Raw genomic sequence first — 18,003 nt, 5'->3', positions numbered from 1 at the left:
CAGAAAGGAAGATCCGGGACTCTTCATTCCGAACCCTTCACCCCATCAGGTGATGGGGTATCCGGGCGGTTGTGCCAGGCCGTGGCGGTACGCGTAGTGGATGGCCTGGGCCCGGTCCCGCAGCCCTGCTTTGGCGAAGAGATTGTTGATGTGGGTCTTCACCGTCGCGGTGGAGACGTGCAGCGTCCGTGCGATCTCCGGATTGGACTGCCCCTCGGCGACCAGTCGCAGCACCTCCACCTCGCGGGCGGTCAGGCCGTCCGGCGGCACATCCGGCGGTTGCGGCAGGGACCGTACGGGCTCCGCGACGCGCTCCAGCAGCCTGCGCTGGATCGTGGGCGACAGACCGGCTTCGCCCGAGAGCACACCGTCGATGGCACGGACGATCTCATCGCCGTCCGCGTCCTTGGTCAGATAGCCACGGGCGCCGGCCTGCAGTGCGGGAAAGAGCGAGTCGTCGTCCGCATAGGTGGTGAGCACCACGACCTGAGTACCGGGATGCTCGGTACGGATGCGCCGGGTGGCCTCGACGCCGTCACAGCGTGGCATCCGCAGGTCCATCAGTACGACGTCGGGACGGAGTTCGGCGACGAGGCGGATGGCGGCCGCACCGTCCGCAGCCGATCCGACGACCTCGATGCCCGGCAGCAGTCCCAGCAGCATCACGATTCCCTCGCGCACCACCGTCTGGTCATCGGCGACCACCACCCGTGTCACAGTGCGTGCCGTCATACAGGCACCCGCAGCCGCACCACGAAACCCTCCTCGTCGGGGCCGGAATCCAGCGTTCCACCGAGGAGTTCGGCGCGCTCCCGCATCCCGAGCAGACCGTATCCGGAGCCGCTGTCCCCGAGCTCGCCGGGCTTGTCGCGGCCGCCGAAGTCACGCACCTCCAGCCCTACGCCGTCCGTCCCGTACTCCAGCCGCACCTTCACCCGTGCCCCCGGTGCGTGCTTGCGTACGTTCGTCAGCGCCTCCTGGGCGACCCTGCGGACCGCGAGGCCCGCCTCCGCCGGCAAGGCACGGCCCTCGCCCGCCACCTCCAGCTGAATGCCCTCAGTGGCCGCCAGGCGGCGCAGAAAGCCCTCGACCGGGATCACCTCCCCACGTAGCGCGGAAAGCGCCTCACGCGTACCGTCAAGCCCTTCACGGGCCATTCCCCGGCACGCGACCACCCTGTCCAGGAGCTGATCACGATCCGCCTCGAGGTCGGTGCTGCGCTGGATCAGCTGCCGCGCCGCCTCCAGGTGCACCAGTTGCGCGCTGAGACTGTGGGCAAGGACGTCGTGGATCTCGCGTGCGATCCGCCCTCGTTCGGTGAGCGCCGCCGATTCGGCCTCCGCCCTGCGGGCAGCCCGTTCCTGGGCCAGCAGCCGCTGGGCATTGCCGCGAGCCTCGGCATCCAGCCGGACGACATAGCCCGCCAGCGCCAGACCCACGGTGGTCGCGGTGATCGCGATCCAGTTGCCGTGGTCCAGTACTGCGTACGAGCCGAGAGCTGCAGCGGCGCACGGTACGGCGACGCCCAGCGGAAGACGCTCCAACGCGATGACGGCACCGGCGCACCACAGCACGATCGCCGGCACCCGCGCCCCGGCGAAGTCGAAGCCGTAGGCCGCCGCCACCAGTACTGCGAACAGCCCGAGGGACGGCCACAGACGGCGCGCCAGCGTCATGCGGAAGAAGCCACGGAAGACCAGGACGGTGACGGCCATGCCGGTGCACGCTGCCACCCGCCCCCAGCCGGTGAAGCCCGGCCCCGTCAGGGTGATCCACACCAGGGCGGCGAGCACCACGACACGCACCGCTCGGCCGATCCACATCCGGGCGCCGCTGACTCCCTCACGGGACATTGACTCCCGCAGGGGCCACCTCGTCCAGTAGTTCAGCGGCACGTACGGTCCTTTCGAGGGCTCGCGGGGTCGTCAGCCCGCAACGGGGACACGGTACGTCTGCTGCGAGGCCTGGGCCCGCCAGGTGGTGACACCGGCCCGGGTCAGCAGCATCGCCGCAACGGAGAGCATGGTGGCCGCGCTGCCCTGGTGGACCCCCATGGCCGCCGCAATGCCCATGAGACCGAGCCGCAGCACCATGCCGCACAGCCACACGCCGGCCGCCGCCCAGCCCCCTTTGCTCCAGACCACGCCGTCCGCGTCCGTCCAGATGCGCGTCGTCCACGCCCAGCCGACGCCGCAGGCCAGCCCGATAAGGATCTCCACACCGAGCAGGACGGCGGACTCCGCGTGGTGCCCGGGGTCCAGGAGGCCGGGCTGCCGCACCGCCAGGGCCGTCAGGACGACCGGAATCAGCCACCACTTCTTGCCCTCCGACGTCACACGCTGAGCCGTGAACTGCCGGATGAACACCCATGCAACCGCCGCGGTGATCACGACGATGTTGAGCAAGCCGCTCATGAACTCAGGCCCTTCGTGGGACGGGAAAATCGACGTTCCCGACGCTACTGAGCGGTATCGACGACCGGATCGGAGCCTGGGTGGGGGCCGGGTGGAAATGCCACGGGCGCCCATCCACCCAGGGGTGGAGAGGCGCCCGTCGGAAGCTGCGGCCCGGTCAGGTATCGATGCGCGAACGGTCCAGAGTGGACGCGGAGTTGGTGATGAACTCCTTACGGGGGGCGACTTCGTTGCCCATCAGGAGGTCGAAGGCCTTCTCCGCCGCTTCGAGATCGCTGATGTTGATGCGGCGCAGGGTGCGGTGGCGCGGGTCCATGGTCGTTTCGGCGAGCTGGTCGGCGTCCATCTCACCCAGGCCCTTGTAGCGCTGGATGCTGTCCTTGTAGCGCACCTTCTTGCGCTGGAGCTCGAGCAGCGTCTGGCGCAGCTCGTTGTCCGAGTAGGTGTAGATGTACTTTTCCTGGCCCTTTTTGGGGTTGATCAGTTCGACCCGGTGCAGCGGCGGGACGGCGGAGAAGACCCGGCCCTGCTCGACCATGGGCCGCATGTAGCGCTGGAAGAGCGTCAGCAGCAGACAGCGGATGTGCGCCCCGTCGACGTCCGCGTCGGCCAGGAAGATGACCTTGCCGTAGCGCGCGGTGTCGATGTCGAAGGTGCGACCGGATCCGGCCCCTATGACCTGGATGATGGAGCCGCACTCGGCATTCTTGAGCATGTCCGAAACCGATGACTTCTGGACATTCAGGATCTTGCCGCGGATCGGCAGCAGCGCCTGGAATTCCGAGTTCCGGGCCAGTTTTGCGGTGCCCAGCGCCGAGTCGCCCTCGACGATGAAGAGTTCGCTGCGGTCGACGTCGTCACTGCGGCAGTCCGCGAGCTTGGCCGGCAACGAGGAGGACTCCAGCGCCGTCTTCCGCCGCTGGGCCTCCTTGTGCTGACGGGCGGCGATGCGCGTCCGGGCCGCGGCGACGATCTTCTCCATGACGGCGCGGGCCTGCTGCTTGTCGTCCCGCTTGGTGGAGGTGAGGAACGCCTTGAGTTCCTTGCTCACCACCTGGGCGACGATCCGCGAGGCGGCGGAGGTGCCGAGCACCTCCTTGGTCTGGCCCTCGAACTGCGGCTCCGCGAGCCGTACGGTCACGACGGCGGTGAGGCCCTCCATGGCGTCGTCCTTGTTGACGTCGTCCTCGGCGACGCGCAGCAGCTTGCTCGAGCGCAGCACCTCGTTGACCGTCTTGGCGACCGACCGCTCGAAGCCGGAGACGTGGGTGCCGCCCTTGGGTGTCGCGATGATGTTGACGAAGGACTTGAGCGTCACGTCGTAGCCGGTGCCCCAGCGCAGCGCGATGTCGACGCCCAGTTCCCGGGTGACCTCGGTGGGTGTCATGTGCCCGCGGTCGTCGAGGACCGGCACGGTCTCCTTGAAGGTGCCCTGGCCGGTCAGCCGGAGCACGTCGCAGACGGCCTTGTCCTGCGCGAGGTACTCACAGAACTCACTGATGCCGCCGTCGTAGCGGAACGTCTCTTCTCTCTTGCCGGCGCCGTCGATGCCCCGCTCGTCACGGACGACCAGGGTCAGGCCGGGTACGAGGAACGCGGTCTGACGGGCGCGGGCGTGCAGCGTCTCCAGGGAGAGCCTGGCGTCCTTGAGGAAAATCTGCCGGTCGGCCCAGTAGCGCACCCGGGTGCCGGTCTTCGTCTTGGCGATCCGCTTGCCCTTGAGCAGGCCGTTGCCCGGGTCGAAGGGGGCATCGGGGCCCGATTCGGTGAAAATGCCCGGGACGCCGCGGCGGAAGCTGATCGAGTGTGTCTTGCTGCTGCGGTCCACCTCGACGTCGAGCCGGGCGGAGAGGGCGTTGACGACCGAGGCGCCGACGCCGTGCAGACCGCCGGAGGCCGCGTAGGAGCCGCCGCCGAACTTTCCGCCGGCGTGCAGTTTGGTCATCACGACCTCGACGCCGCTGAGGCCGGTCTTGGGCTCGACGTCCACGGGGATGCCGCGGCCGTTGTCCCTGACCTCCACCGACCCGTCGTCGTGAAGGATCACCTCGATGTGGTCGCAGTAGCCGCCCAGGGCTTCGTCGACGGAGTTGTCGATGATCTCCCACAGGCAGTGCATCAGGCCGCGGCTGTCCGTCGAGCCGATATACATACCGGGGCGCTTCCGGACGGCTTCGAGCCCCTCGAGGACGAGCAGATGCCGCGCGGTGTAGTTGGAACCGTCCCGGTCTGCCCCGGTCAGCACTGCGGTGGACGGCACGGACATCTCGGCGGTCACGCGGTTCGCTCCTCGCTGAATTTCTGGCAGCCCGCATTCCGCGGACTCGGTTGTGGCGGTGTCGCCCGTCAGAGGGTACCGAGGCCTGGTAGAGCCGATGTGACGCCACCCGTAAGCATGCCCATGGTAGTAGAATTTCGCTCGTACGTTCGATCCCTCGATGGGGTGACGTCCGAGTGACGTGCACATCACGTTCCCTTCGAGGCATGAACCATTTAGGCTCCGGGCACGTCCTCATCAACAACCGGCAAGCCAGCCGGGAGGACAACAGATCCAACAACCAACGTGAATCAGACCACCACGCAATACGGCTCATTCGCCGCCACCCGGCAGCACCCGGCCCCCTCCGAGAATTTTTTCGAGGAAAAGGCACGAGCGGGAACGTTTTCGGCCTGGTTGGATGTTGACCCTGGTACGACAGCTCGTCGAGCTAGAGAAGAGGCGACGTGACTACTGTTCTGACACCCGCGAGCCCGCTGACGGCCGCTGACCGCTGCGACCGCTGCGGCGCCCAGGCATACCTGCGCGTCGTCCTGATGTCCGGCGGAGAACTGCTCTTCTGCGCCCACCACGGTCGCAAGTTCGAGCCAGAACTCAAGAAGATCGCCGCGGAAATACAGGACGAGACGGAGCGGCTGACCGCTTCTCCGGCGTCCGCGTCCGATGAGGAACGCTGACACTTCGCATCCACGACGAGCGAGCAGCGGCCCAGCGCCGTATCGCGGGCGGTTCCCCGACACCACCGGGGACACCGCCCGCACTCGTACGCGCACGCATGCCCGTCAGCCTCCCTCCGCCCCGGTCAGCCGGCCCCGTTCGCGGACACCGCCGGGAGAATCGCCGAGGCGCGCGTATAGACCCCGGGACTGCCCGGCCGTCCACAGCCGGTCCCCCACGACACCAGGCCCACCAGCCGTCCGCGCACGACCAGCGGCCCGCCGCTGTCGCCCTGGCAGGCGTCGTGGCCGCCGCGCGGCGCCCCTGCGCACAGCATCGTCCGCGCCTTGTACGTACCGTCGGCACTGCCCGGATACGCCCGCGCACAGACCGCATCGGGCAGCACGGTGACGTGTGCCGCGCGCAGCTGTGACGCGTAGCTGCCTCCGCCCGTGGTGTCCCCCCAGCCGTAGACCGTGGCCGCATTGCCTGCCCGGTAGGCGCTGTCCTGCCGTCCCGCCATCGGGATAGGCCGGTTCGGAACCGGCTTGTCCAGCGTGAGGACGGCCATGTCACCGTCGTTGGTGTAGCTGTCATAGCGCGGGTTGACCCAGACCTTCGCCGGCTTGAGTTCCTGACCGCCGCCACCGCCGATCTTGTCGCGTCCGACGACGATCCTCAGGTCCCGCACTTCCCGCCAGGGGACGCCCAGCACCTCCTTGCTCAGACAGTGCGCCGCCGTCACCACCGTCGAGTGCCCGACGAGCACACCGCCGCAGAACTGCCCGGAGCGCTGGGCCCCGAAGCGCTCATGAGAGGCCAGCGCCACCGCCCAGGGGCTCTGTGACAGCGCTGCGGGCTTACCGCCGATCACCGACTCGTCCGCAGCCGCCGACGCCGGCAGGGCCAGGACCAGCGCGAGGGCGCCGAGGGCGGCGTGTGCGGTCGGGCGCATTCGGACTCCTGACTCTGGGACAGTGCGCGCACACCCAGAGTGACCCAAACGGCGGCCCGGCGCACCCCGGACAAACGCGAGCCCGGCCACTCCAGCGAGGAGTGACCGGGCTCGTGGCGCTCTTGGGCAGCCGGACTAGTCGAGGTAGTCGCGCAGCACCTGGGAACGCGACGGGTGACGCAGCTTCGACATCGTCTTCGACTCGATCTGACGGATCCGCTCACGCGTGACGCCGTAGACCTTGCCGATCTCGTCCAGCGTCTTGGGCTGGCCGTCGGTGAGACCGAAGCGCATGGACACGACGCCGGCCTCACGCTCGGAGAGGGTGTCCAGAACCGAGTGCAGCTGCTCCTGCAGAAGCGTGAAGCTGACCGCGTCGGCCGGGACGACCGCCTCGGAGTCCTCGATGAGGTCACCGAACTCGCTGTCGCCGTCCTCGCCCAGCGGCGTGTGCAGCGAGATCGGCTCGCGGCCGTACTTCTGGACCTCGATGACCTTTTCAGGGGTCATGTCGAGCTCCTTGGCCAGCTCCTCCGGGGTGGGCTCGCGGCCCAGGTCCTGGAGCATCTGGCGCTGGACGCGCGCGAGCTTGTTGATGACCTCGACCATGTGGACGGGGATACGGATCGTACGGGCCTGGTCGGCCATGGCCCGGGTGATGGCCTGACGGATCCACCACGTGGCGTAGGTCGAGAACTTGTAGCCCTTGGTGTAGTCGAACTTCTCGACCGCACGGATCAGCCCGAGGTTGCCCTCCTGGATCAGGTCCAGGAACAGCATGCCGCGGCCCGTGTACCGCTTGGCCAGGGAGACGACCAGACGGAGGTTGGCCTCCAGGAGGTGGTTCTTCGCCCGGCGGCCGTCCTCGGCGATGATCTCCAGCTCGCGCTTGAGCTTGGGTGCGAGCTTGTCGGAGTTCGCCAGCTTGTCCTCGGCGAACAGACCCGCCTCGATGCGCTTGGCGAGCTCCACTTCCTGCTCGGCGTTGAGGAGCGGGACCTTACCGATCTGCTTGAGGTAGTCCTTGACCGGGTCGGCGGTGGCGCCGGCCGCGGCGACCTGCTGTGCCGGGGCGTCGTCCTCGTCGTCGTCGGACAGGACGAAGCCGGCGTTCTCCGCGCCCTCGGCGGCCTCGGGAGCGTCGCCCTTGCCGGGCGCCGGGGCCTCCTCGGTCGCCTCCTCGTCGAGCAACTCGTCGACGTCCTTCTTGGACGCGGTCTTCTTGGCGGTGGCCTTCTTGGCCGTGGCCTTCTTCGCGACCGTCTTCTTGGCGGTCGCCTTCTTCGCCGCTGCCTTCTTCGCAGGCGCGGACTCGGACTCATCGGCCGACGGGTCCGCCACATGGGCGGGGGCCGCGGCGGCGGTGGTCTTCTTGACCGTGGCAGCCTTGGCCGCGACGGTCTTGGTGGCGGTGCGCTTCGCCGGACTCTTCGCTGCGACGCTCTTGCGGGTGCGCTTGGGCGCCTCTGCGGCACTGACCATCAGCGTCACACCCTCCTCGTCGAGGATCTGGTTGAGGCTGCGCAGAACGTTCTTCCACTGGGTTGGCGGAATCTGGTCAGCCTCGAAGGCCCGACGCACGTCATCGCCGGCGATCTGCCCATCTGCCTTTCCCCGCTCGATGAGCGCCATCACAGACTCGGACTCGGCGATCTCCGGCGGGAGCGTACGGGATGTGCTGGCCGACACGAACAACCTCTCGGAACGATGGAAACGGCTTCCGACCCCGTCCAATGTGGATCGGAGCCGACGACCGCCGGTGGGGATGGACCGACGGCGCAGGGGCAACCGGGGAGTTGAACAGCGTCACGAACGCCGCTCGTATTCCCTCCTCGGCTATCACCTCTTAAGTCATCGCGCTTCCCGGAAGAGCGTTACGCCCAAACTGCGTGGCCCGAGTCACACCCCATAACGACCCATTCCCAGTCATATGACATGCAATCCTCCCAAGACCTGTCGCCGGATCCGGTCGGTGACGCGGATCCGGCGATATCTCTGCGTCTCGCCGCGTACGGCATGCGCTGCCCCGAGGGGCGCGCAGGGCACGGGGCCGCGCGGCGCCTACGGTCCGTGCACGGCCGGGTACGGGCTTTCAGTGCTCGCGGGGCGCGGGGACGACATGATCCACGGGCGTCCCGGAGCCCTGGCCGCCGACCTCGCCATGGGCGGCGAGGAGCTGGCGCATCGCGGATTCGGCTGCCGTGGCGTCGCCCGTGCCGATGGCGTCGACGACCCGCATGTGCTGCCCCACGGAGGTCTCGACCGGCCGCTCACAGCCGCCACCGGGGCCGCCGGAGACGTGCAGGGCGGCGGAGACGATGCCCGAGAGGTGCTCGAGCATGCGGTTGCCGGCGAGCTGCAGCAGCAGCGAGTGGAACTCGGCGTCGGCGCGGGAGAAGGTCATGGTGTCGCCCTGGGCCGCGGAGTGCCCCATGATCTCGACCATGTCGGCCAGCCGCTGCTGGATGTCCTCACGGCCGTGGCCGGCGGCGAGCCGGGCGGCGAGGGGCTCGATCGTCCAGCGCAGCTCGCCGAGCTCACGGCGCTGGTCGTCACGCTGAGGTCCGTAGGCCCGCCATTCGATGATGTCGGGGTCGAGGAGGTTCCAGTCGCTGACCGGGCGCACCCGGGTGCCCACGTTCGGGCGAGCGCTGACGAGGCCCTTGGCCTCGAGGACTCGCAGCGACTCGCGGACGACGGTGCGGGAGACCTCGAAGCGCTGGCCGATCTCCTCGGGGACGAGCGGACGGTCGGCGCCGAGATCCCCGGAGACGATCATCTGGCCGAGCTGCTGGACGAGTTGACCGTGCAGGCCGCGGCCACGGCTGCCGGCGGCGCGACGGCCGACCCGGCCGATGTCGGCCTCGGGGCCGTCCCAGACCTGCGAAACGCGCTCGGCACGGTCATGGCCGGCTGCGTTGTTGGCGTTCGCGGCGTTGGCGGCGTTCGCGTAGGGGTAGCGGTCAAGCTCGCCCGGGCCTGCGAGGCCGGTGTCGCCGGGGCGAGCCGCGGTCATCATGGTGTGCGCAAGGGTACTCACGCATCTTTTGTCGGCGACACCCTGAACACCCTTGAGGTCTTTGGTGAAAAGCACACGAAAGGGTGATCGCCCCCCATCCCCGAATTGACGCTTTATCGGAAAGAAATGCGCCCTCCATGGCGAGTTGTGGACAACAGCCGCAACAACAGGGCGCCGAAATATATGCCTTACCCGATCAGCGAAAGAAACCGCACAGCACTGGGAGCACATACCTGCAGACCAGGCCGGTTGTCGTCAACACCGCTGCGCTGCCTACGGGTTGGGGCGCGAACCACATCACGAACAGGTGCGTCTTGGTCAATTGCGAAGGGGTGCTTGACGCGGCCGCCGGTCGGCAGATCGCATCCCCTGTTAAGGACCGTGACCAACCCTGTCGGCAATCCCCGTTGTGACGGAACGAAATGCATCGAAGGTCAACAATCCGGCCTGGACCCAGCCGTTCGGCGACCCCGTTCAACTGGCGGCGAGAACAGGGCACTCGACGCGGCACATGCCATAAGGGCAATCGCGGAACCCTCGGATGCCGTGTCGAAGCCGGGGAGCGGAGAGGTGCACCGGATCACCGGATGGGCGGACAGCCGCGGGACGCGCGGTCACCGCCCGGGCCCGCTGCGGGAGGCTAACGGGGCGGCGGCACGGGGGGACAGCGCTGCGCGAACCGAGGCGCCGACCGGGGACGGACGCCGGCCGCGAAGTCCGCCGGACGGCCCGGCGGCGCGAGGCACCGCACCACTGACGGAGCGTGAGGCCGGTCAGGCACTTCCTGGGACATGAATGGACTCACTCGGCCACAGTACCGCTATATATCCTATTTTCTCGCAATTGAGTCACTTCGGTGGTCTATCGTGTCACTGGGGGTGAAATTCAGCCCCGCGGTGCGTGAACGCTGTCCGGGCTCAGACCTCGGGGCGCAGCATCGGCGGATTGAGCAGCGTCGCCCCACCGGCTCGGAACAACTGTGCGGGACGGCCGCCCTGACGCGTCGTCGTGCCGCCTGTGGGCACCAGGAATCCTGGGGTACCGGTCACCTTGCGGTGGAAATTACGGGGATCCAGGGCGACGGCCCAGACCGCCTCGTACACCCGGCGCAGCTCACCCACGGTGAACTCCGGCGGGCAGAAGGCGGTGGCGAGCGAGGAGTATTCGATCTTCGAGCGGGCGCGCTCCACTCCGTCGGCGAGGATCCGAGCGTGGTCGAAGGCCAGCGGAGCCGCAAGCTCGCCCTCGCGGGAGAGGGAGTCGTCCTGTTCCAGAAGAGTCTCCACGGGCGCCCAGCGCGCGCTGTGGGCGTCGCCGCCGGCCGTGGGCGCGGGCAGGTCGGGGGCGAGTACCAGGTGCGCGACACTGACGACCCGCATCCGGGGGTCCCGTTTGGGGTCGCCGTAGGTGGCAAGCTGTTCGAGGTGTGCGCCGTACACGGGGGACGGGCCGGCCGAGGACTGGGCGTGCAGACCGGTCTCCTCGGCGAGCTCCCGGGCGGCCGCGGCCTCAAGGTCCTCATCGTCCCGGACGAATCCGCCGGGCAGCGCCCAGCGGCCCTGGAACGGCGGCTCACCGCGGCGCACGGCCAGCGCGCACAGGGCGTGGCGGCGCACGGTGAGCACGACCAGATCGACGGTGACGGCGAAGGGCGGGAAGGCCGACGGGTCGTAGGGAGGCATGGGCGTGATCATAGTCGTCCGCTTGACGATAAACAGGCCCCGGAGCACCTCACGACCCCAGTTGCAGGCCCTCTGCCGCCGTCTCCACCATCCCCATGCCGAGTCTGCTGATCCGCACGCCGAACGGCTGCTCGGCGACACACAGACCGGTGAGCTGCATCGCGCCGAGCGGGGCGGTCCCGAGCGGCCGCACGGACACCGTCCCGGCGGGAACGTCCGGGCGCAGGCCCGCGAGTGTGACGAGTATGTGGACCGCGCCGCCCGCCGCCACGGCAGCGGGACGACAGGCCGCCGGATGCGGTACGGGGGCGCCGCCCGCGGTGCGCTGCTCGCCTGCGTACATCTCGGGGAGGCGGTACCCGAAGCTCTCCGCGGCGTCTAGCACTCCTTTGATCAGGGTGCCCGCTGGTTGCTCGTGTCCTGCTGCGGCCAGGCCGGCGACGGCGACCGCCGTCTCGTGGACACGGACCGCGCCGGTGCGGTGGCCGAAGGGGTTGTAGCCGCACTCCTTGGTGCTCAGCCCGCGCAGGCCCCACCCCGAGTCCATGGCCGGGCCGGACAGCAGCCCGGCCAGCTGGTCCGTCTGTGCTGCGTCCAGCAGGCCGGGGGCCGCAGTCCCGCCACCGAGCAGTCCGGTGTCGAGGACGTGGGCCGTGCTGGAGCCGAAGTGCGGGACGGGTCGGCCGTCTGCGGTGAGCAGAGCGGCGGGGCGGCCGCCGGCCGGGTCCTCCAGCCAGAAGTCCGTGCGGAACCGGGTGCGCAGGTCGGCTGCCCAGTCGCGCAGGGCCGCTGCGTCGGACGGCCGGGAGGCATCGAGGAGATCGGCGCCCAGAAGAGCGGCGCGATGGGCATGGGCCTGGGTCTCGCAGCGGTACGGTCCGCCGGGGACGGGATCGGGGACGTAGCCGCTGCGGCCCGCGCCCGATGGGTCGGTGATCCTCCTCAGCCACGTCAGGCAACGCTCCGCGGCGGGCAACAGCTGCTCCGCCTCCCGCGGGGGCAGGCCCCAGCGGCAGGCCTCCGCGAGAACGGCGGGGAACAGAAGGGTTGCCTCGATGCCGGTGCAGCTCGGCGGGGAGTGCGGTCCGGCGTCCCGCAGAGCGCCGGGAATCCGGCCGAAATCCGCTCCTGGCGCGGCTTGTTGGCTACGGGCGAGCACGCGCAGCGTGCCCGCGGCGAGTTTTGTGCCCAGGGGCAGCAGCATCCGGGCGGTCCACAGCGCCTCGACCGGCGCCAGGCCACAGCGCCACGGGAATCCGCCGGCGACGTATCTGTCCGTGGCGGCGGCCGGGTCACGCATCACCAGGCCGTGGAGATCGTCGAGGCTGCTCGCCATGAGGGCGTCGGCCCGGCGGTCGTCGCACTCCAGCCGGGCCGACGTCCAGGGGACCGGTGACCGGTCGCTACGCGCTCGCCGGACGATTGGCCCCGTGCGCGGTGCGGGGATGCGGGCGTCGGCGGCACGCCTGTTGTCGTCCAGGGTTCCGCCAGGTCTGCCCGGCTCGTACTCCAGTGAGGTGCGCAGTTCGATACTGCGGTGGCCACCGGGCGGCAGGTCGAGTGCCCAGCGCAGCAGACCCGCCGAGGCCAGCACGTCCTCGGGCGAGGGCGTCGCGGACGCCACGGCGTGCACACCGGTCCCGGACCAGCGGAGCCCGGCACCGTGGACGATGGCCCGCAGTTCGGGGCCCGGGAGGCCGACGGCAATGGCTCCGAGCTCCGCGAGGTCCGTGCCCAGCCGGATCTCGACCGCCAGCTGGACGGGCCGGGTGGCACTGCTGTGGAACGTGATCTGCTCGGTGCCGTCGGCGGATCGCAGCCGCTCCACGCGGATCTCCGGGTCCGGCCCCCGCTCTCCGGCCCTGCGGATCGTCCCGATGAACCGGGCCCGGCCGGCGCCGGTCAACCGCCCTTGGACGACGAGTGGTTCGTCACCGGCGACCCGCAGTTCGCAGCGGGACAGAACCCGTCGGCCGTCGCGGTAGAAGCCGTCCATGCCGCGTCCGGTCAGCTGCCCCGACGCCGGGGACACGGCAAGGGCCGGGAGGGCCACGCAGACGAGTGAGGAGTGGACGGGTTGGGGCTGCGGGGCCCGGGGCGACGGCGGTCGCCGCTCGCCGGGGAGCCGGTGGGCCGGCCGGGTAGTGGGGACGATGCCTGGCACGTGGTGCGCTCCCTGATGAGGTCGGGGCTCCGTACGGATTGCTCCACTCGGGTGAACGGCCCGGCCGGCGCACAGGTCACGCCGGCCGGGCCACAACGGCACGGTCACCGCCGGCTCCGGTCGCCGTCCCGGCCGGCCCGGCGCCTGCCACGCCCGTCGGTCGTACGGGTGCCGGGGCCCGTGCCGCCGCGCGGTCCGCGGGGGCGGGCGCCCGGTCCGGGCCGGCTCGGACCAGGGCGCTTCGTGGACTGCGGCGTCTTCTTGGCGGAGGGCGCCGGGGCAGCGGGAGCGGCTGCGCTCACCGCCTCTCGGTGCTGCTCACGCAGGCAGCGGCGCAGTGGCTCCGGGTCGAGGCCTTCGTTGATGGCGCGGTGCAGCAGTTGGGCGAAGGTGTAGTCGGGGTCGAGGGCCAAGGCGCAGCTGAGGGCGACGCGCGCCGAGGGCCCGTCCTCGGTGGACCAGCAGACCCAGCCGGCAAGGGTGAGGGGTGCCACCGCGTGTTCGACATAGCCGCCGGCGCAGCGGCGGGCGAGGGCACGCCAGAGCCGAAGGGCCGGCGCTGCGGCGGAGCCGTCCATCCACTCCGCTGCCCGGTCGCGGGTGACCCGGTCCTGGAGGCCGAGGATGAGATCGGCGGCCTCGGCATCGGTGATCAGCGCGTCGTCACAGGCGTCCCTGGCCCGGTTGCTGCCCGAGGGGGTGTCCTGACGGAAGCGGTGGATCATGGCGCCGGCCAGGTCGAGGGTGTCCCGGCGGACGGCCGTTGCACCGTCCCGCCGGAGCATGCGCGGAACCAGCGCGCCGGCGGCCGCGTCCAATACCTTCTCCTGTTCCACGGCGCGCGGCCCGGTACGGGGCGTGAGCCTCGCCTCCATCTCCTTGAGGGAGCCGCGCACCTGCATTCCCGCGTAGGCGGCAGCCGCAGCCATCACGGACGTGCCCGGCATGACCATGGGTGTGCCCTCCGCGGGGCAGCACCGGAAGTCAGGGCAGCAGTAGGACCAGAAGCGGCCGCTGGAGAGGCACAGGGCTTCGAGAACCGGTACGTCGAGCGTGCCGCAGGCGGTGCGCAGCCGCTGGGCGAGCGGGCGGAGGCGGTCTTTGACGTCCTTGCCGCTCTCCGCCGCCGCCGGCTCTTGGCAGAGGTAGACGATGATCGCCGCGGGGCGGGTATCACGCTCCTGGCCTGCGGAGATCAGGCACTCGGCGAGCTGGTCGGCGACGTCCGGCCACTGCGCGGTGTCGGTCGGGATGCCGATCCTGACCCGGCCGCCGAAGCGTCCGCGTTCGCCGTTCAGGGCCACCATGACGATGCTGTCGTCCGGATAGAAGCCCATCAAATACGGCAGGGCGTCGGCGAGCTCGGCGGGGCCGCGCAGGGTGACCTGGGCATCGGCGGACGGGGCCTTGAGTGCGTCGGAATCGGCAGGGGCGGAGGAGTGGGAGGGGCGGGACGGGGTGGACGGGGCCGTGGAGTCGGTGCGGTTGGACGGGGGCGAGATGACGATGGGGTCGGAGGGGGTGGAAGGGGTGGAGAGGTTGGAAGGGCTGGTGGATTCCGCGGGAGCCGCCCGGCCGCCAGATTCGGTGGGGGCGACCGGGTCGGTGGGGTCCGTGGGGCCGGAGGTTGCGGATGCGCTGGTCGGGTCGGTGGGCGCCGTCGGGCCGGAGGTTGCGGATGCGCTGGTCGGGTCGGTAGGCGCCGTCGGGCCGGAGGTTGCGGATGCGCTGGTCGGGTCGGTAGGCGCCGTCGGGCCGGAGGTTGCGGATGCGCTGGTCGGGTCGGTAGGCGCCGTCGGGCCGGAGGTTGCGGATGCGCTGGTCGGGTCGGTAGGCGCCGTCGGGCCGGAGGTTGCGGATGCGCCTGCCGGGTCGGTGGGGGCCTGTGGCTCCGGCGCGCGCGGAGGGAGCGGAGGGGTCGAGGGGTTCGCGGCGGAGGGGTCTGCGGACGCGGGGGTCGAGTGGATGTCGCCGATGCGCTTGCTCGGTTCGCTGTGCGGATTCATGGCTCGAAGATCCCGCGGCCGGCCGCTGCGCCGCGACCCCTGTGGATAACTCTCGGGCGGCGAGGTTATCCACAGCTTCGGGCGGGCGTTCGCGCGTTGTCAGTGGCATCGGGTTGCATGGGGGCATGAGCAACGAAGATCTGCGTGCCGCAGCCGACGCCGTCCTGACCCGCCTCGTCGGGGATCCCGGCGGCGAGGCCAGGCTGCGCGAGGATCAGTGGCGAGCGATCGAGGCACTGGTCGCCGACCATCGCCGTGCGCTGGTCGTCCAGCGCACGGGCTGGGGCAAGTCCGCGGTCTATTTCGTCGCGACGGCGCTGCTGCGCGAGCGCGGCAGCGGACCGACCGTGATCGTCTCCCCGCTGCTCGCGCTGATGCGCAATCAGGTCGAGGCAGCCGCGCGGGCGGGAATCCGTGCCCGCACGATCAACTCTGCCAACACCGAGGAGTGGGACACCGTCCAGGCGGAGGTGGCAGCGGGCGACGTGGATGTCCTGCTGGTCAGCCCCGAGCGGCTGACTCGCATGAGCGGCATTCGGACTCCAGAATTGTCTCGGGCTCGATCAGACACCGCAGCTTGATCTTTGGGGGCAGCGGAGCCGGGAGGGGCGTGCTGCGCTCCTGGGCAAGGGCCTTCATCGCGTGCTCCCAGAAGCCTGACTTCCTCCACCGCGTCCAGTAGGTCTGGAGCGTCGCCGGGCTGCCGAACAACGAGGGGACGTTCTTCCACGGGGTGTCGGTCCGCACCTTGTAGAGGATTCCCGCTAGTACCGTGCGGGGGGCAAGGTTTCGCGACTTCCAGTCGACGAGCGGGGCGACCTTCTCCCATTTTTCGTCGGTCAGTAGGGGAACTTCCAGCCCTCGCTCGGAGAACCAAGCGGCGAGAGCGCAGGGCTGGCCTTTTCGGCCTTGCGGAGCGTCTCCGATGATGGTCACTTCGGATTCGATCAGGACCATGAATTCGTGCTGCTTCTCCAGAGGCATGTCGTGCAGCCGACGTTTGGCCATATTGGCGAGGTTGATGAGCTGTGTGATCCGTTCGCCGGCGGCGTCGGACTCTTTCTGCCAGGAGGCGATGTCGGAGCGGTCCTTCTGGAGCTTGGCCAGCTCTTGCTGAAGTGGGGCGACCACTTCAGCGACCCGCTTCTCGGCTTCCTCCTCCGAGAGCTCTTCGTCCTCCATTGCGATCTGCTTGGCCGTCATACTGATGGTGATGTTGACCGCCTTCTTCTGGGTGGCGATCTGCTTGTCCAGTTCGGCAATGCGCTCGGTGAAGTTGACTCGGGTTCCCGAGCGAACGCCAATCCAGTCGTCGGCCATTGCCTTCAGCTGGTCCAGGTCACCGAGAAGTCCCTTAATCTTCTTCCACGCCTCTTCCTCGACAGGCTCGGCTCGCAGGGATGCACAGTCGCACGTGGGAGCACCCGGGTACGCGGCGATCCGGCCTTGGCAGCGGTACTGTTTTTCGCGGCGTCCCTTTCCTCCTCCGACATAGCGCTTTCCGCAGGGGCTGACGATCTGACCGCTGAGGGTATAGATGCGAGATGTCGACGGCTTGCGGGGAGGTTTCTTGTTGGCGTTCTTTAGTTCCGTGACTTCTTCTGGGGTGAAGATCGGGTCGAGCTTGATGACGACGGGTTCTCCGTAGATGGGGTTGCCGTCGGCGTCGCGCTGTACGTAGCGCGAGCCACGGAAGACCTGGCGGGCTTCCACAACGATGTCACTTAGGATCTGCTGCCGCGCAGAGTGGTAGCTCCACGGCTCTCCATTGCGCTTTCGGTAGCCAGCGGCATTCATCACGATGGCGACGTCTTCCCAGTCGCGCGATTCGACGAATCGCTTGCGGCCTTTTCTGAGGGAGTCCGCTTCGTGCTTTGTGGTGCAATCTGAGTGGCAGTCTGCGCAGTCATCGATGACGAGGTGTGACTCTCCCTTGATCCCCTTGTTGATGACTCGGTAGCCGTAGGGGACCTTGCCGCCGATGTAGCCGCCGTCCTCAGCCTTTTCCTGGAGTCCGCCTTGGGTCCTCTCACGGATGACCTCGCGCTCATCTTCGGCGCGGTCGGCTGCTTTGCGCATCCGCGAGCGGCCGTCGGGGGTTGTGTTGTCGTAGTCGCCCTTTACGATGGCGACGAAGACGCCGAGGTCTTCGAGTTCCCAAACCCACGGCCAGAATGCTCGTCCGGCGCGGCCGATGGCGCGCTCTTCGGGCACGCAGACGACGTCGAAGGGGCGGGGGACCTGCCGGGCCTCTTGCATGAGGCGGTTGAGGTCGGGGCGCTCGTGGGCTTCGAGGCTTCCGCTGAAGCCTTCGTCGGCGTAGGTGCCGACGTGGTCCCACCCCTTGTTGGCTATGTGCTTCTTGGTTCGCTTGCCGGTGTAGGTGATCCCATAACCCTTTACTTGCTCCTCAGTGCTGACGCGGAGGTAGTCGACGGCGCGGAGCCTGGCGGTGGTTGCTCGACGTGCGGTTGTGATGGCCCTTATGAGATTCTTCGACATGTCATTCCCCCAAGACTGGCGAGACCCCGGGGTGGTAGCACACCGCCGGGGTCGTCCATGTGATGGTCATTCTACAGCGTGAGGTTCGAAGAGGATCTCCAATACACGGCGATAGGCGCCCGGGGGAAGTCGGCACTTCAGTAGGGGCTCGGGCAGATCCGAACACTCTGTGCCGTCTGCTGCCTTGAACGCTTCTCGGTCGGGACTCAATCGAACCGCTACTGCCATCGCGCCACCTCGCGATTGCGGATAGACGCGGAGTTGGCGAGCAAGATGGACGCGCCCGCCAGCCCGGGGCGAAAAGGGGCAGGGGGTATCACGGTTCG

The 18,003-nt window shown here is 69.1% G+C and carries 12 protein-coding genes and 1 pseudogene; 2 read left to right on the top strand and 11 right to left on the bottom strand.

Translation table 11 applies throughout. The features are described 5' to 3' along the window. Nucleotides 1-45: 45 nt before the first annotated feature. The 4 genes from ABR737_RS33945 to ABR737_RS33930 all read right to left on the bottom strand — a co-directional run bounded on the left by ABR737_RS33945 (nucleotide 46) and on the right by ABR737_RS33930 (nucleotide 4,692). Nucleotides 46-732: a response regulator transcription factor gene (locus tag ABR737_RS33945; RefSeq protein WP_350254774.1), complete on the bottom strand. Its 687-nt coding sequence runs from the start codon at nucleotides 730-732 to the stop codon at nucleotides 46-48. Continuing rightward, complete coding sequence (locus ABR737_RS33940; protein ID WP_502964422.1) at nucleotides 729-1,853, bottom strand: sensor histidine kinase; 1,125 nt, start codon at nucleotides 1,851-1,853, stop codon at nucleotides 729-731. Before ABR737_RS33940 ends, ABR737_RS33945 begins: the two co-directional genes overlap by 4 nt. A gap of 72 nt (nucleotides 1,854-1,925) precedes the next feature. Next, nucleotides 1,926-2,414 carry a DUF1453 domain-containing protein gene (locus ABR737_RS33935; RefSeq protein ID WP_350254770.1) on the bottom strand — a complete coding sequence of 163 codons (489 nt, stop codon included), beginning with the start codon at nucleotides 2,412-2,414 and terminating at the stop codon, nucleotides 1,926-1,928. A gap of 157 nt (nucleotides 2,415-2,571) precedes the next feature. Continuing rightward, entirely contained in the window at nucleotides 2,572-4,692 is a 2,121-nt protein-coding gene (locus ABR737_RS33930) for a DNA gyrase/topoisomerase IV subunit B (protein WP_350254768.1), read from the bottom strand. Nucleotides 4,693-5,138: 446 nt separating this feature from the next. Between ABR737_RS33930 and ABR737_RS33925 the strand changes: the two genes are divergently transcribed. Next, entirely contained in the window at nucleotides 5,139-5,369 is a 231-nt protein-coding gene (locus tag ABR737_RS33925) for a DUF7455 domain-containing protein (RefSeq protein WP_003981845.1), read from the top strand. A gap of 125 nt (nucleotides 5,370-5,494) precedes the next feature. Here the strand turns inward: ABR737_RS33925 and ABR737_RS33920 are convergent, their stop codons facing one another. The 6 genes from ABR737_RS33920 to ABR737_RS33895 all read right to left on the bottom strand — a co-directional run bounded on the left by ABR737_RS33920 (nucleotide 5,495) and on the right by ABR737_RS33895 (nucleotide 14,548). Further along, on the bottom strand, nucleotides 5,495-6,304 hold the full coding sequence (locus tag ABR737_RS33920; protein WP_350254766.1) for a serine protease: 810 nt from the start codon (nucleotides 6,302-6,304) through the stop codon (nucleotides 5,495-5,497). Between the two features lie 135 nt (nucleotides 6,305-6,439). Further along, the gene (locus tag ABR737_RS33915; protein ID WP_350254764.1) at nucleotides 6,440-7,999 is read right to left on the bottom strand and encodes an RNA polymerase sigma factor; all 1,560 of its coding nucleotides are present in this window, start codon (nucleotides 7,997-7,999) and stop codon (nucleotides 6,440-6,442) included. A 397-nt stretch (nucleotides 8,000-8,396) separates the two neighbouring features. Continuing rightward, nucleotides 8,397-9,398: a FadR/GntR family transcriptional regulator gene (locus ABR737_RS33910; protein ID WP_350254762.1), complete on the bottom strand. Its 1,002-nt coding sequence runs from the start codon at nucleotides 9,396-9,398 to the stop codon at nucleotides 8,397-8,399. Nucleotides 9,399-10,240: 842 nt separating this feature from the next. Beyond that, the gene (locus ABR737_RS33905; protein ID WP_350254760.1) at nucleotides 10,241-11,005 is read right to left on the bottom strand and encodes an NUDIX hydrolase; all 765 of its coding nucleotides are present in this window, start codon (nucleotides 11,003-11,005) and stop codon (nucleotides 10,241-10,243) included. Between the two features lie 49 nt (nucleotides 11,006-11,054). Then, nucleotides 11,055-13,058 carry a glycogen debranching N-terminal domain-containing protein gene (locus ABR737_RS33900; protein ID WP_350257031.1) on the bottom strand — a complete coding sequence of 668 codons (2,004 nt, stop codon included), beginning with the start codon at nucleotides 13,056-13,058 and terminating at the stop codon, nucleotides 11,055-11,057. Between the two features lie 215 nt (nucleotides 13,059-13,273). Further along, nucleotides 13,274-14,548, bottom strand: a complete 1,275-nt coding sequence (locus ABR737_RS33895) for a DUF4192 domain-containing protein (RefSeq protein WP_350257030.1) — start codon at nucleotides 14,546-14,548, stop codon at nucleotides 13,274-13,276. A 752-nt stretch (nucleotides 14,549-15,300) separates the two neighbouring features. On the opposite strand from ABR737_RS33895, the pseudogene ABR737_RS33890 reads away from it, so the two are divergent. Beyond that, nucleotides 15,301-15,693: pseudogene (locus ABR737_RS33890) on the top strand (DEAD/DEAH box helicase); the annotation flags it as partial. Here the strand turns inward: ABR737_RS33890 and ABR737_RS33885 are convergent. Next, the gene (locus tag ABR737_RS33885; RefSeq protein ID WP_350254759.1) at nucleotides 15,677-17,677 is read right to left on the bottom strand and encodes a recombinase family protein; all 2,001 of its coding nucleotides are present in this window, start codon (nucleotides 17,675-17,677) and stop codon (nucleotides 15,677-15,679) included. The pseudogene ABR737_RS33890 and the gene ABR737_RS33885 overlap by 17 nt on opposite strands. Between the last annotated feature and the right edge of the window lie 326 nt (nucleotides 17,678-18,003).

The sequence above is a fragment of the Streptomyces sp. Edi2 genome (assembly GCF_040253635.1).
Classification (GTDB): domain Bacteria; phylum Actinomycetota; class Actinomycetes; order Streptomycetales; family Streptomycetaceae; genus Streptomyces.
The sequence above is the reverse complement of the archived record's forward strand: the minus strand, read 5'-3'. Positions and strand labels throughout refer to the sequence as shown.